This window comes from Albidovulum inexpectatum (assembly GCF_002927635.1).
GTDB classification, from domain to species: Bacteria; Pseudomonadota; Alphaproteobacteria; order Rhodobacterales; family Rhodobacteraceae; genus Albidovulum; species Albidovulum inexpectatum.
Genome location: NZ_PRDS01000001.1, coordinates 629960 through 643715, shown reverse-complemented (window position 1 = coordinate 643715; position 13756 = coordinate 629960). Strand labels below are relative to the sequence as shown.

12 protein-coding genes and 1 tRNA gene are annotated in these 13756 nt (G+C 60.8%); 5 read left to right on the top strand and 8 right to left on the bottom strand.

What is annotated here, in order from left to right:
* Positions 1 to 147: 147 nt before the first annotated feature.
* Both LV82_RS03230 and LV82_RS03225 read right to left on the bottom strand, forming a co-directional pair.
* A complete protein-coding gene (locus LV82_RS03230; RefSeq protein ID WP_104069323.1) occupies positions 148 to 702 on the bottom strand; it encodes a carboxymuconolactone decarboxylase family protein in 555 nt (184 codons plus the stop codon).
* A gap of 99 nt (positions 703 to 801) precedes the next feature.
* Positions 802 to 1551, bottom strand: a complete 750-nt coding sequence (locus tag LV82_RS03225; RefSeq protein WP_104069222.1) for a glucose 1-dehydrogenase — start codon at positions 1549 to 1551, stop codon at positions 802 to 804.
* A gap of 15 nt (positions 1552 to 1566) precedes the next feature.
* On the opposite strand from LV82_RS03225, the gene LV82_RS03220 reads away from it, so the two are divergent.
* Positions 1567 to 2568, top strand: a complete 1002-nt coding sequence (locus LV82_RS03220) for a LysR family transcriptional regulator (RefSeq protein ID WP_104069221.1) — start codon at positions 1567 to 1569, stop codon at positions 2566 to 2568.
* A 30-nt stretch (positions 2569 to 2598) separates the two neighbouring features.
* Here LV82_RS03220 and LV82_RS03215 read toward each other — a convergent pair whose 3' ends face one another.
* Genes LV82_RS03215 through LV82_RS03205 form a run of 3 tightly spaced genes read right to left on the bottom strand, consistent with a single transcriptional unit; the run spans position 2599 to position 4903 of the window.
* Positions 2599 to 3837: a YbfB/YjiJ family MFS transporter gene (locus LV82_RS03215; RefSeq protein ID WP_104069220.1), complete on the bottom strand. Its 1239-nt coding sequence runs from the start codon at positions 3835 to 3837 to the stop codon at positions 2599 to 2601.
* A gap of 59 nt (positions 3838 to 3896) precedes the next feature.
* Positions 3897 to 4364: a DUF2798 domain-containing protein gene (locus LV82_RS03210; protein ID WP_104069219.1), complete on the bottom strand. Its 468-nt coding sequence runs from the start codon at positions 4362 to 4364 to the stop codon at positions 3897 to 3899.
* Positions 4365 to 4387: 23 nt separating this feature from the next.
* Entirely contained in the window at positions 4388 to 4903 is a 516-nt protein-coding gene (locus LV82_RS03205; protein WP_104069218.1) for a hypothetical protein, read from the bottom strand.
* Between the two features lie 113 nt (positions 4904 to 5016).
* On the opposite strand from LV82_RS03205, the gene LV82_RS03200 reads away from it, so the two are divergent.
* Positions 5017 to 5664: a TetR/AcrR family transcriptional regulator gene (locus LV82_RS03200; protein ID WP_170063335.1), complete on the top strand. Its 648-nt coding sequence runs from the start codon at positions 5017 to 5019 to the stop codon at positions 5662 to 5664.
* An 839-nt stretch (positions 5665 to 6503) separates the two neighbouring features.
* Positions 6504 to 8351, top strand: coding sequence for a TniQ family protein (locus LV82_RS03195; protein ID WP_104069216.1), 1848 nt, complete (start codon positions 6504 to 6506; stop codon positions 8349 to 8351).
* Positions 8352 to 8370: 19 nt separating this feature from the next.
* On the opposite strand, the gene LV82_RS03190 is transcribed toward LV82_RS03195, so the two are convergent.
* From LV82_RS03190 to LV82_RS03180, 3 genes are all read right to left on the bottom strand, one after another.
* Complete coding sequence (locus tag LV82_RS03190; protein ID WP_104069215.1) at positions 8371 to 9471, bottom strand: AAA family ATPase; 1101 nt, start codon at positions 9469 to 9471, stop codon at positions 8371 to 8373.
* 319 nt (positions 9472 to 9790) lie between these two features.
* Positions 9791 to 9866 (bottom strand) — tRNA-Arg (locus LV82_RS03185).
* A 65-nt stretch (positions 9867 to 9931) separates the two neighbouring features.
* Positions 9932 to 10555, bottom strand: a complete 624-nt coding sequence (locus LV82_RS03180; protein WP_104069214.1) for an SCO family protein — start codon at positions 10553 to 10555, stop codon at positions 9932 to 9934.
* 133 nt (positions 10556 to 10688) lie between these two features.
* Between LV82_RS03180 and regB the strand changes: the two genes are divergently transcribed.
* Both regB and LV82_RS03170 read left to right on the top strand, forming a co-directional pair.
* The gene (gene regB, locus LV82_RS03175; protein WP_104069213.1) at positions 10689 to 12044 is read left to right on the top strand and encodes a sensor histidine kinase RegB; all 1356 of its coding nucleotides are present in this window, start codon (positions 10689 to 10691) and stop codon (positions 12042 to 12044) included.
* A 126-nt stretch (positions 12045 to 12170) separates the two neighbouring features.
* Positions 12171 to 13745 carry a PAS domain-containing protein gene (locus LV82_RS03170; RefSeq protein WP_104069212.1) on the top strand — a complete coding sequence of 525 codons (1575 nt, stop codon included), beginning with the start codon at positions 12171 to 12173 and terminating at the stop codon, positions 13743 to 13745.
* Positions 13746 to 13756 lie beyond the last annotated feature (11 nt).

Sequence of the window (13756 nt, the reverse complement as noted above, 5' to 3'; positions counted from 1 at the left end):
TTTACCGCGCAACAAGGCTCTGATGATGTGACCGCTCCCCGACGGCATCGATGTGCCAAGGTGAGCGGTCACATCATCAGAGTCGGATGGAGCAACCAAAATCGAAATCCGGGGCTGCAAAACTGTGCATCGCAACCCCGGGAAGGTTCATGCAGAGGGTGTCCAAGCGAATTTCTGGAATGGCTTATCGACCGGCGTATCTGCGATATGATTGGTGTAATTCGACATGATCTTCTGGCTATAGCCCAGGATCACCTCAAGGATGTTGCGCTTGGTAAAGCCTGCATCAAGGAAGGTCTGCACGGTTGCGTCCTCCAGATTTCCACGCTCGCGCCCCAGAGCCAGCGTGAAGTCCCGCAGCGCTTCCAGCCGTGCATTGGGCAGTGCGGTCTTGTCGCGTAGCGCATTTGTGATCGCGTCATCGACACCCATGCTCTTGGCGATGCCAGTGTGGGCAGGAACACAGTAGTGGCAGGCGTTTTCAACATTGATGGTCTGCCAGACGACGGTCAGTTCGTCCTTGTCGAAGCTCGAGTTCACGAACAGCTCATGGACTTGCTGATAGGCCTCCAACAGGCCCGGCGCTTCGGCCATGACGGCGTGCAAGCCGGGGATCATGCCGTAGGCTGCTTTGGATTTCGCCAACAATTCTTTGCTGCCTTCAGGGGCTGTATTCTCGTCGTGAAGTGTAAAGTCAGTCATCATTGTTTCCTTTTTAGGTTTGTCTGGTTTGGTAGGGTGTAAAAAATGGTGACGGTGCTTCGGGGGATGTTGAAGCCACCGCCACCAGTCGGGGAGATTTCAGACCTGCGTCCAACCGCCATCGACGACCAGCTCGGTGCCGACCACGTAGGAGGAGTCGCTGGACGCAAGAAACAGGGCTGCGGTCGCGATCTCGCGAGGTTCGGCAAAGCGTTTGAGCGGGATCTGATCGGCCATGCCTTCGCCCATTGCGTCAATCTCGGCTTCTGACATGCCTGCACGGGCATAGATCGGTGTGGCTACAGGGCCAGGCGAGATTGCGTTGACGCGGATACCGCGTGCCACCAGTTCACCCGAGAAGCTGCGCGCAAAAGACCGCACTGCCGCTTTGCTTGCCGCATAGGCTGACATACCTGCCATACCTTTGGTATTCGACACTGATGTGGTCAGCACCACCGACGCGCCGTCATTCAGCGCGTCAATACTGTGCTGAACAGTCTTAAAAACGCCTTTTACGTTCACATCGAAAACTTTGTCAAAGTGGTCCTCACCCGCTTGTGCCACAGGCGCGAAATCCGCGACACCGGCATTGGCGAACAGGATGTCCACCTTGCCAAAGCGGTCTTTGGTTGCGGCGAAAAGGCGTTTTAGGTCAGAATCTTGCGTAACATTGCCCTGCACACCGATGGCGTTATCACCTAAGGTTTCTACAGCATCATCCAGTGACTTCTGATCGCGACCAAAGATCACGACTTGCGCGCCTTCATCGATGAATGTCTTGGCGGTGCTCAGACCGATCCCGCTGTTGCCGCCGGTGATGACGGCGGTCTTTCCGGTAAGCTTGCCCATTTCGTTTCCTTTCAGATGGTACAGCAGTTTGCTGCGCTCCACCCGAATATGGGGCATGCGCCTTCCATATTGAAATTGAATGATAAAACATTCTATATTCACAAAATGAATTTACGTTCTCTGGATCTGAACCTGTTGGTCGCCTTTGATGCGCTTATGCGTGAGCGCAATGTCACCCGAGCTGCGCGCACCATTGGCCTGTCGCAACCAGCATTTTCCAACGCGCTGACGCGCCTACGCGATCGGCTGGGGGATGAGTTGTTCATCAGGACGCCCGAGGGCATGCGCCCCACCGCTTGGGCGCTTGAACTCAGCGGGCCGATTAGCTCGGCCTTGAATGAAATTCAGATGGCGCTGGATGGTGCATCGTTTGATCCAGCGACGGCAACACGGCTGTTCACGATTGCCACGCCTGATTATGCGACGATCACCCTCTTCCCAAAATTGCTCAGCCGCGTCCGACAAGAGGCACCGGGCGTTTCATTGCAAGCCATATCCCCCAGCATTCACTACGGGGAATATCTGGATAACCAGAGCGCCGATCTGGCGCTGCTGGCGTGGCCGGACCCGCCCGAACGGTTCGCATCTGAGCCCTTGTTCGAAGAGAAATGGGTCTGCACGATGCGCAAAGGCCACCCGATGGTCGGAAAACCACCGACATTGGACCGATATGCATCCGTGGAACATCTGCTTGTCAGCGCAACAGGGAAACGTCGAAACTGGATCGACGATGCAATGGCGGATCGCGGTCGCACGCGCCGCGTTGTTTATACGATGCCAACCTATGGCCCGGCACCGCTCATTTTGGAGACGACCGATCTTATCCTGACCTGTCCGGCCAGCGTCGCGCGCGAGTTTGAGCGAAACGTTGGTACACTCGTCTCTCCCTGTCCGCTGGAAACACCTCAAGCCATGCGCAGTGTTCACATGGTTTGGCACAAGCGCCTTGGAAACCACCCGGCCCAGCAATGGCTGCGCGGGATACTGCGCGAACTTGGTGCAGGATTTACCCAATAGGTATGGAGGCTTGCCCTGTACAAGCTTTGATCAGCTTCCCCGGTCAGGGGTTTTCAAACGCAGGCTCATAGCGATTGCCAAGGCGGCAGCGATGCCCGAAATGACGTAGCTTGCGCCGAAATCACCACTACGCTCAGCAAAAAAACCTGCGATAACTGGTCCTGCGGCTTGCCCGCCTGAAAAGGCAAATGTCAGCGCCGCCAGCGCATTGGCTGCCCCAGCAGTGCCGAAAAAATCTCCGGCCGAGGCAGCCATGATCACAGGGATACTCCAGGCCGCCAGCCCAAACAGAAGGATTGAGAGATAGAGAGCTGTTACGTCCGTCCCGGTGCCCACCAGAAGAAATGACAAAGCCAGCACCGCAAAGGCCATCGCCAGCCCGCGCCGTCGTCCAACCCTGTCAGAGATGACGCCGAACAATACGCCCGAAAAGATACTCAGAAACCCGAAAGAAGACCAAGCTGTACCCGCCGCCGTCGGATTAAGCCCGTATGCGTCGACCATGCTTGTTACGATGAAGGTGACATAGAGCATGTAAACCGCGCCGTAGATGGCAAAGATCAGGCCCATACTCATCAGCAAGCTCAGCTTCGCCCGCCCAATCAACGCATCGCGCGCGGTGCTGTGGTCTTGGGCGCGCCCGAAAGGTTCCTGTGCTTTTTGGACAGGGTGGTTGCGTAGCAAAGCGAAAGCCAGCATCGCGATAGCCGTAGAGATCGCAGCAAAGATGATCCAGCCAACCTGCCATGATTGTAGCCCGACGGTCGGCACCAACCTTGGAACGACAAAGCCGCTCAAGATGATGCCGAAACCCGGTCCAGACATCACAAGGCCCGCCGCAAGTCCCCGGTGCGATGGGAGAAACCAATGCGACATGACGCTCATTGAGGGCAGCACAACGCCGCCGCTGCCAATTCCTGTGATGATATACAGGGCGCAGAGTGTCGCAAAGCTTTGGGTCAGCGCCATCCCAAACATGGAAAGGGCAATTAAGATCAGGCTGAATGTAACGGTCAGTCTGGTGCCAAGCCGGGGTAAGATGATTGGGGCCAGCAAAACAGCAACCAGATAGCCCACCATATTGGCAAAGCCGAGAACCCCGCCTTGCCCGTATGACAGGCCGAGCGATGTTGACATAGATGGCAACATCATTCCGAAAGCAAACCGCGCAAGACCAAGGCCGCAGATCATTGCTGAAGCCCCGGCAAAAGCAACGACCCAGGCATAATGAAGCCCAGGCTTTGTGCTTAAAGGTGTTGTTGCGCGCATAGCGCCCCCTAACAATAGAGAGCCCACCACCAAAGTCAGTGGCGGGCCGTATTAACGCATCAAGCGCGCAACATGGCCATGAGCCAAGGGCGCACAGTTGTCGTCAGCACCAAGGCCAGGACGAGCCCAACAGGAAACGCCGTGATAAAGGCATTAAGCCAAAGCTCTCTCACAACCGTCATATCACCGAAGCCTGCTTCGGTTCCGGCGGTGATCACTGCCATAAGAGACTGCATGATCACCGCCATGATAAGCCCAAGCACGATCCGCAGTTTCATTGGGGCCAGCCCCGGCATGATCCGGGACAACAGTTTGTCAAACAGCCCCATGAGCAAGAACGCGAAAGGCAACAGGACGAACACAGCCTTCAGAAAGGAGATCCCCCAATTGGGCAAAAAGATTTCCGAAAAACCAGTATTGGCCCAGGTCATGATACCAGTAAGCGTCCCGGCAACACTGCCCATGACGGCTGCGACGATAGCGATTTTCTGCGGAACTGAACGATGGGTGGGGTGGGAAGTAGGCATAGCGGCCCTTTCAAGTTGGGGTGTCAGGACAGACGTGTTTTACGGCGCAGCCATCCGTTCAGAATCGCAAGTGCCATGATGATGACCGTCAGAACGGGTGGTTTGGATTGAAATGGAAGCACTTCGGCTGGGACGTCTGGATGCAGATGCACGTAGACGGCAACCAGCATGATGATCACGACGAGCAGTGTTGTGAGGGCGAAAATCAGATCGCTGATAGGCCCCTGCAACCGCTGCCATCCGATAAAATACCCAAGCAGAATGATCCCGGCGGTAATCTCTCCGGCCTGACCTGCAAAAGCGGATAGCGCCGGAAATGGTAGCCGGCTCAGCGCAATTTGCTGCGCAAACATGTCGGTGAAGGGCAGAAAGAATTTGGCGACGCCACCCAACAACAGGAACGCACCCAGCAGGCCGCTGAGCAAGCGGTTGGCATTGGCAGCCCCCGACGCGCCTGACCGTCGCATCACAAGATAAGAAATGAGAGTCACAGCGGCGACACCGCCGATGAGTGATAGCTCTTTTAACAGTTGGTCCATTGGATACCTCTCGAACTCAAACGGCGGGTGCGACTCGATATGGAATGATCGTTCAAAACCACATAATCAGTTTGGAACGATTGGTCAACACTCTTGCGCCGCGGTCGAGAACCATGGATAGATTGCCAGAGCAGACGCTGCACAAACCGCTTTTGCGCGCACAGAGGACCACGATGATGCCTTGGGAAAAGAGTTTTGAAATTGACGCCACTCTCGACAAGGCTGCCGAGGTTTTTTCCGTCAAGGGGTACGAGGCGACGTCGGTTGCCGATCTTGTAAAGGCCATGGGCGTGAACCGTGGCAGCCTTTACGCCACATTTGGCAACAAACACGATTTATTCAAATCCGTCCTGACCCGCTTTGTTGAAGAACGTCAGGCACAGACTTTGGCGCAGCTCGAAGCCAAACCCGATCCGATCGATGCGATCCTGTCGCTTTTCGACACGGTCGTTCATCAAAGCGTGACCGAGCGCGAGCAGAAGGGTAACCTGATCATCCACGCAGCATTGGAGTTCCCCAATCATAGCGAGGATATACAGGCCGTCGTGGATAGGGCGCTTAGCGCTTTAGAGGATTTCTTTCTCAGGGTGATCGAGAAGGGCAAAAAAGTACAACGAATTGACGCATCAATCGATGCGGGAAGTGCGGCAAAATCGCTGGTCGCCCTTACCGTTGGCTACCGGGTCCTTGCACGGGGTACCTTTGATAATGACGCGCTGCGACTCGTAAAAGACAGCTCGCTACGTATCATTGGTGCGTGAAACCATATGCGGGTCTTGTCTGGAAATAATTTGTAAACCTAATGCACGAGGCAAAGAACCTTGCGTGTGTCGACTCAGAGGCCAATCCTACAAAGACTTGCTGGCGCGACACTCAAAGTTTCCACACCCCGCCATCTGCCGAACGGCAGCTATTGCCCATGTAGCATGCCCCAGAACTTAGCGCAGCGAAAGTCTGGTTTCCGCCCGACGGGCCGAGACCCTCGCAAGTGCGGCAAAAACTGAGCGTCTGCGGCGAACGGCAGGAAAGTCCCGCATAGAGTGAGTTCAGTTGGCGTGCGGCGAACGGCAACTTCATGAAACGGTCGTCCCACCGGGGACGGACAGTTCCGGCGCAAGAGCGGCTGCAAGCGGTGGCGAAAGTTCGATTTCTGTTCCATCACGCCGGGTGCCACTGGGGTCGAAGTGTTCAGACTCATATCATGAAAATTTACGTAATTTTAATGCCTTACAAGAATTTCACCAAATCGGCGCAGTCATCAGGTTCAGAGAATATGGGGCGGAGAGAACGGGTTTGGGTGATTTCTTGCGTTCCGAGGTGAATAGCCAAACTGCTACAACCCTCGAAAACAAAAAGAAATTTCGGAGATGACCAAAAGTGGAGAATGCTTTCGCTGGGGCAAGTGGCGGAGGGGGATGGATTCGAAAGGTTGGGCAAAGGGAAGTGTCACGCGGCCGACCGCGCAACCGTTTTGGCCCGAAAAAGGCTTCCCGCGACAGGACAAGATCAATGCCAATCCACATCTTTCACCGTGGCACGGAGCGAATTCTGCCCCATCCGGCCTATGATCCGCAGAACAAGTGGCTAAGTTGCTGGGGCAATGACCACACGCCTGCCTGCCATAGCTGTTCGCCCGACGCCTCGGGATCGCGAGACGCTTCTGTCGTACCTGTCGCGTGCGGCGGCGATGCGGGGGCTGGGGTTGTGGGAGTTCACCTCGGAACTCGGGCTGTCGCAGAAGGCCTTGATTGCGTTGGATCCGGATGCGGTGAGCGAGGTTGGTGCCTTGTTCGAACTGTCACCTGACGAGGCAACGCAGCTTGTTTCCTGGTCACCGCGGCCGGTTGCCGGGGTGCGCATGCAATTCCGGAACGAACAGATCGTCTCGCGCGCGGTCGTGAACCCGACGATACGCGGCTGCCCCGAATGCCTGCGCGAAGACGCCGACCTGCCGGACCATGCACCGACGGACGGGATGGTCATCCGCGGAGACTGGCAGTTCCGGCATGTGGCGGTATGCATCCGGCACCGGATGGCGCTTGCGCCGCTGTGGACGGAGACACGACAAGCTTTCCGATTTGACTTCTCCACCCGGTTGAGGCGGCTTTTGCCCGATCTGATGGACAGGCGCTTGGCTGCGGAAACAACAGAGGTCACGGCATATGACCAATGGCTCGACACACGTCTGTCCTCGGGCACGGACTCAACGTGGCTGGCACAGTTCCCGATCGACGTCGCGGCACAGATCTGCCAGCTGCTGGGGGGTGAAGTCATGCGCCGACAGATCGTACCGGCTGGGTTTTCCGCAGACGGCCCGGCGCGCGCGGTGGGGTTCGAGGTGGCGCAGCAGGGACCGGAGGCCATCCGGGATGCCTTTCGCCAGCTGGCCGACCGCGCCTCTGGACCGAATGACGAATCCCGCAAGGCCTTCGGGCGCCTGCATGACTGGCTCTCCAACAGCGCGCTGGAAGATCCCAGATACGACCCGTTTCGTGACATGCTGCGCGAGGTGGTGCTAGATGTCTGGCCGGTGGCCGCCGGGACGAAGGTTCTTGGCGTTTCCCTGGATAAGCGCCTGCGCCATTCCGTCGTAACCGCGGCCGAGGACGCCCGGGTCTCGCCCGCCCTGATGCGGCGGCTTCTGGTCGCCGAAGGCGTGGTGCAGGCCGACGACCCGCGCCCCGATGCGCGCCTGACCTTTCCGGCAGAGGCGCTGGAACCCCTTTTTGCAATGATCGGGCGGCTGGTCGGACCCAAAGAACTGGCGCGGCGTCTGGGTTGTGGAGACCAGCAGTTGGAGGCATTGGCCATGGCGGGCGTACTGAACCCGCGCTTTCCGCCGAAGGCGACGCGGCGCGCTTGGGATCCGGCGGATGCAGAGCGGCTGCTTGCCGATCTGTCGCACGGGGCGGAGTCGATTGCGGAGACGGACACCGATTGGGAGCATGTCCACCGGGCCGCGCTGCGCGCCCGGGTGGGGATCGATGTGGTCATCGCGGCGATCCGCGCTGGCCAGATTGAAACAGGCCGACGGTCAGATCTCGAAGGCTATGCCGCCATCTTCGTGCGCAAGGAGGATGTGGATGCGGTCATTCGGCCCCCAAAACCTGCGCATCAGACCATGTCGGACTTCGCCAGAGAGGTCGGGCTGGCCAAAAATGGCGCGTTCCGACGGCTTGTCGAACACGGTCACGCCAGTGTGACGGTCCTATACAACCCGCAGACTCGCCGGCACGACCGCTACGTCACCCCGGAAGACGCGACGGTGTTCCACGCGCGGTTCACGACGCACAAGCTGCTGTCCACCACGCTGGGCGAAAGCAGCCGCGAGGTGGCGCTGCGCCTGCGCAAGGCCGGCATCCCGCGGTTTCGACCCGGCGGAGAGTATCTCGGCCCGATCTACCGTCTGGAAGATGTCGCGCCGGCAATGCGAAACTTGAGCGCCTGACAGCCTATCCCACGCGTCCTCAATGCAACATGGGACGGTTGGAGAGCATCTCGGCACGGTCGAGCATTCGGGCGACCGTGCGCAGATTCAGGCGGCAGTGGGACAATGCGCCGGTCTCGAAGAGTACAGCGAGTGCCTCGACAGCAGGCGCGGGAAGGCCACGCCGCGCGGCTTCGGTCATGGCGAAATCCCTTAGCTGCCCCGTGGTCAGATCCGGCAGATCCAGCACCACGCAGCGGCTCTGAAACGGGTCCGGCAGGCCCTGCCGGCTGTTCGCCGTCATCACCCAGTTGACCCAGGACATGTCCATCTTGACCTGGAAGAACGGGCATTCCCAGGTCGCCGCCGTCATCCGCTCCAGCAGCGGCAGGAGCGCATCCGTCAGCGTATGGCGCGCGCCTTTGTTGGAGTGGACCTCGTCGGCCTTCTCGATCTCGTCGATGATCACCAGCGGTCCGGCATGCCGGTGGTTCAAGACCGTGTTGACCAGCTTGCCCGCATGAGCGCTGCCCCAGCCGCGCTGGGATCCGGTGAGCGCGAAGGAGGCAGGCTCCCCCGTTGCGTCAATCTTGGCGGCAGGGACCTCCAGATGATGGGCCAGTCGCCGGGCCCAGAAGCTCTTTCCGATGCCGGGCGGGCCGATCAGGACCAGAGGGGTGAACCGGACACCGGGCAGGCCCTCGCGTGCCGAGGCCCGCAGCCCGTGCCAGACGGCTTCGGTGGCGGGCGCCATCCAGGGCATCTCGGCATGCAGCGCGGCGGCGATCTCGTCGGCCTCGTGTTCGGTGGTGACGCGGGTGACCGGCAGCCCGCCCCGCAAGGGTGTCAGCTTGGCGCGGTTCTCCTCGCTGAGATGAGACAGGCCGGACAGGGCGTCCAGCCGCTGCACGTAGCGGTGCGCGCGACGCCGGATTTTCCGCCGTTCGGCCTCATTCAGATAGTCGAAGAACTGATCCATCTTGTCACGATCGCCCTCATCGTCACCGGTCTGGGCGGCCTGGCGTTGCCTGCGGAGGGCGCGCAGGAATGTTTTCAGGCGCCGCTCGACTTCGTGCAGTGTCGGCAGGTCGTCTTCGAACCGCAGAGCATGGAATGGAATCGTGGTCGTGGCACGGGGCATCGCAGAATCCTTTCGTGGCGCGACAGGGCTTGCCGCGCGGGTGTCCACACCGCCGGGGCGGGCGGGCTGATGGGTGTGAAAGGTTCCGGAACCTGATTGCCTCCAGTGACGCGATCCGGGGCGATGTGTCAAATCAGGGGGTGACAGGGAGCGGATGGCGGGCAAGTTGGGCGCAGGATGAATGCCAGCAAGCCATTGCTTTTACGTCATATTATTCGTTGAAAGCAGGCTGCCGCATCATCTGGCCTACCGCCTTGCGCGCACTAATTCGTTCTTTTGCGCATAATTCTGGTTGCTTTGGCAGGCACTTATTTGAAAGTGGCGGCCCCGACAGGATTCGAACCTGTGACCTACCGCTTAGGAGGCGGTCGCTCTATCCTCTGAGCTACGGGGCCGCACGGTGTCGGACAACGGATAGAGAGGCCTCGTCCTTTTGGCAAGCGCGAGGCCCACGACCCGGTCAGGACTTTTCAAGAAAGCAGGCGACGCGGCTTGCCATTTCCTCGGCCGAGATAGCGCGGTCGAAGAACTCGACGAAGCCATGGCCAGGCAGCATCAGATAGGTCTGGGTCATGTGATCGACCAGGTAATATTCGTCCGACCGATCCTCGGGCACCTTGTAATAGGTCCGGTAGGCGCGCGCGACTTCGGCGATCTGCTCGGGCGTTCCGGTCAGGCCGATCATGCGCGGATGGATGTAATCGGTCCATTCCTTCAGAACTTTGGGCGTGTCGCGATAGGGATCGACCGAGATGAAGACCGGCGTGACCTCGTATCCCATCTCTTCCAGCACATCCACGGCCTCGGCATTGCGCACCGTGTCGGTGGGACAGACGTCGGGGCAGAAGGTATAGCCGAAATAGACCAGGCTGGGTTTGGACAGGACGTCGGCATCGGTCACGGTGCGGCCGTTCTCATCGGTCAGCGTGAAGGGGCCGCCGATCTCGACCCCGCCCGCCACGCGGCTGGTCCGGCATTCGGCGAAGGGGTCCGACACGCCCTTGCGCGAAACCGCATAGGTGGCGATCAGGCCGATCGCCACGGCCGAAGCCGCCGCGACCGCGATGATGACGTTTTTCTTCATGGCGACTCATCCATTGGATCCGGGCGCATTGATCGCCCATCCCGGCGCCGGTATCAATGATCCTTGCGGGGGATGCGACAACAGGACCGTCATGGACAAGCAGCTACAGCCATCTCTCGCACAGCCGGTCCAGATGACACCGCGGATCAGCGACTGGGTGCGCCTGCGCACTCTGGTGATGCTGCGCTGGGCGGCGATCTGCGGCCAATCCGTTGCGATCCTCGTGGCCGCGCGCTTCTACGGCGTCAGCCTGAACTTGCCGGCCGTCCTGTCCGTGGTCGGCGCAGCGGTATTCGTCAACCTTGCCACGATCTATCTCTACCCGCGCAACAAGCGGCTGAGCGAACGCGAAGCCATGGCCGCCCTTCTGTTCGACACGGTGCAGCTGGGCGTCCTGCTGGGCCTGACCGGAGGATTGTCCAACCCGTTCGCGCTGTTGATCCTTGCGCCGGCGACGATCGCCGCGACCGCGCTTGGCAGCCGGGCGGCGATGATCGTCGGCGGCTCGGCAATCCTTCTGGTCACGGCCATTGCGTTCGTCCACCTGCCACTGCGGCTGCAGGACGGCACCCCGCTTGCGGTTCCGCCGCTCTTTCAGTTCGGCTTCTGGCTGGCCCTAGTGATCGGCATCGTCTTTCAGGCGCTTTATGCGCGGCGCGTCGCGTCGGAAATCCAGGTGATGAACCGGGCCCTTCTGGCCACCCAGATGGCCCTTGCGCGTGAACAGAAGCTGACCGACCTGGGCGGCGTGGTCGCCGCGACCGCGCATGAGCTGGGAACGCCCCTGGCCACGATCAAGCTGGTCAGCACCGAACTGGCGCGCGAGCTGGCCGATGATCCGGAACTGGCCCAGGACGCCGCGCTGATCGCTCAACAGGCCGACCGCTGCCGCGACATCCTTCGTTCGATGGGCCGGGCGGGCAAGGATGACCTGCATCTGCGCCGCGCGCCCCTGTCGGCCGTCATCCGCGAGGCGGCCGAACCGCATGCCGATCGCGGCAAGGAGATCATCTTCGACCTGGGCGAAAGCGGCGAAAGCGCGCGCCGCCAACCGGTGATCCTGCGCCGCCCGGAAATCATCCATGGCCTGCGCAACCTGATCCAGAACGCGGTCGATTTCGCGCGCCACCGGGTATGGGTCGAATCGTCCTGGTCATCCGACACGATTACCGTCACCATTGCGGACGATGGCGCGGGCTATCCCGTCCAGATCCTTGACCGGATCGGCGAGCCGGATCTGCGCCTGCGGCGCGAGGACGGCCTACACCGCCCAGGTTATGAAGGGATGGGGCTGGGCCTGTTCATCGCCAAGACACTGCTGGAACATACCGGCGCGCGGCTGCGCTTCGCCAATGGCTCGGATCCCTTCCTGACCGAAAGCGAGCGCCCCGATCGCAGCGGCGCAATCGTGACCGTCACCTGGCCACGCCGCGTCATCGAGGCCACCGATCTGGGTGCCCTTGGCGAAAACAGACCCATCGCGGAATGAATCTGCCGCTTGCTCGCCCTAAAGTTGAGCCGTTAAAGACACATTAAATTTCTAAGTGATTCGCCATGGGAAGGTGAAATGCGCGGCGGGCCATGACCCCGCCGTGGCCAAGAGGGACGGTTTGACATGGCTCTACCGTGGATTCAGCTGGCCGGAATTGCGGCTTCCTCGACATTCGCCGCCATTTCGGCGCTGTTGATCTGGTCGCGCCTCGCGGGACATCGCCGCCATACGGACCTGGGCAGTCCCGTCACCGGGGATCCGACCGCCGAGATTCTTCTTTTCGACGGACATGACCTGATCGACGCGACACGCGCCGCGCGGCGGCTGGTTGATGGGCTGCCCGGACCGGGCAGCAAAAGGGACCGGGTTCTGGCGTTCCTGCGCGACCGGATCGCGGGCCTCGACGACGCGCTGGAAACCCTGCCCCGGACCGGATCGGTCATGCTGCACGACCGGCATGGCGCCCTGCATCTGCGGGCGGAATGGCTGGCGGGCCGCCTGCGCCTTTGCCTGTGGGATGCGTCGAAGCTTTCGCCCGTCTTGCCGGACCCGCTTTGCCTGCGCGCCCAGGAGGAAGAGCTGGACCTGTTGCGCGGCATGATGGGGTCGGCGCCGATCCCCATCTGGCGCACCGCGCCCGATGGTTCCGTGACCTGGGCAAACGACGCATACCTGAAACTTGCCGCCCAGCAGGGCAATACCGTTCCCGAGTCGCTGAGCTGGCCCATCCCCGTTCTCTTTCCCGGTCCGCATGACGCCGACCAGCCGCGGCGGCGGATGCTGAAGCCCACCGGTCAGGGTTCGGCACGGTGGTTCGAATGCCATTCCCGACCCGACGGCGAGTCGCAGGTGCATTATGCCTTGCCGGCCGACGCCGCGGTTCGGGCCGAGACATCCTTGCGCGATTTCATCCAGACGCTGACCAAGACCTTTGCCGATCTGCCGATCGGTCTTGCCATCTTCGATCGTCAGCGGCGGCTGACCCTGTTCAACCCCGCGCTCGTCGATCTGACCTCGGTCGAGGTGGACTTCCTCTCGGCCCGGCCGACGCTTGGCGCCTTCTGGGACCGCCTGCGCGAGGCGCGTGTCGTTCCCGAACCGCGAGACTGGCACGACTGGCGTGCGCGCATGACCGAACTGGCCGAAGCCGCGGCGTCGGGCTGTCACGAGGAAACCTGGACGCTGCCCTCGGGCGAGACCTGGCGGGTGACCGGGCGGCCTCATCCGGATGGCGCGGTCGCCTTTCTGTTCGAGGACATCAGCGCCGAGATGACCCTGACGCGTCATTTCCGCGCCGAAATCGAGATGGGCCAGTCCGTCGTCAACAGCCTGCGCAGCGCGATCGCCGTCTTTTCACCGGCCGGGACGATGCTGTTGTCGAATGCCGCCTATGACGCGCTGTGGGGGACGCAGACCACCGACCGGGTATCGCCCGTCACGATCACCGATTCCCTGCGCCTGTGGCAGAAACACGCGCGCCCCTCGCCGATCTTTGGCGAGATCCGCGACTATATCGCCAATCTCGAGGAACGCACCGACTGGGACGCCGACATCGTCCTGACATCGGGCGAGCGCGTCGCGTGCCGCGTCTCGCCGCTGGCCGGCGGTGCGACGCTGGTCGAATTCGACCCTGTCCGACCGGCGCTCTTCGACCTGACGCCGATCCGCGCGCCGCTGCCGGTTCCGGTCGCGCTTTAGACGGGCGCCCT

What these genes read in the sequence shown, in the direction of transcription:
- LV82_RS03230 (WP_104069323.1), bottom strand. Translation starts at nt 702, where the DNA reads ATGACTGACTTTACACTTCACGACGAGAATACAGCCCCTGAAGGCAGC.
- LV82_RS03225 (WP_104069222.1), bottom strand. Translation starts at nt 1,551, where the DNA reads ATGGGCAAGCTTACCGGAAAGACCGCCGTCATCACCGGCGGCAACAGC.
- LV82_RS03220 (WP_104069221.1), top strand. Translation starts at nt 1,567, where the DNA reads ATGGTACAGCAGTTTGCTGCGCTCCACCCGAATATGGGGCATGCGCCT.
- LV82_RS03215 (WP_104069220.1), bottom strand. Translation starts at nt 3,837, where the DNA reads ATGCGCGCAACAACACCTTTAAGCACAAAGCCTGGGCTTCATTATGCC.
- LV82_RS03210 (WP_104069219.1), bottom strand. Translation starts at nt 4,364, where the DNA reads ATGCCTACTTCCCACCCCACCCATCGTTCAGTTCCGCAGAAAATCGCT.
- LV82_RS03205 (WP_104069218.1), bottom strand. Translation starts at nt 4,903, where the DNA reads ATGGACCAACTGTTAAAAGAGCTATCACTCATCGGCGGTGTCGCCGCT.
- LV82_RS03200 (WP_170063335.1), top strand. Translation starts at nt 5,017, where the DNA reads ATGGATAGATTGCCAGAGCAGACGCTGCACAAACCGCTTTTGCGCGCA.
- LV82_RS03195 (WP_104069216.1), top strand. Translation starts at nt 6,504, where the DNA reads ATGACCACACGCCTGCCTGCCATAGCTGTTCGCCCGACGCCTCGGGAT.
- LV82_RS03190 (WP_104069215.1), bottom strand. Translation starts at nt 9,471, where the DNA reads ATGCCCCGTGCCACGACCACGATTCCATTCCATGCTCTGCGGTTCGAA.
- LV82_RS03180 (WP_104069214.1), bottom strand. Translation starts at nt 10,555, where the DNA reads ATGAAGAAAAACGTCATCATCGCGGTCGCGGCGGCTTCGGCCGTGGCG.
- regB (WP_104069213.1), top strand. Translation starts at nt 10,689, where the DNA reads ATGACACCGCGGATCAGCGACTGGGTGCGCCTGCGCACTCTGGTGATG.
- LV82_RS03170 (WP_104069212.1), top strand. Translation starts at nt 12,171, where the DNA reads ATGGCTCTACCGTGGATTCAGCTGGCCGGAATTGCGGCTTCCTCGACA.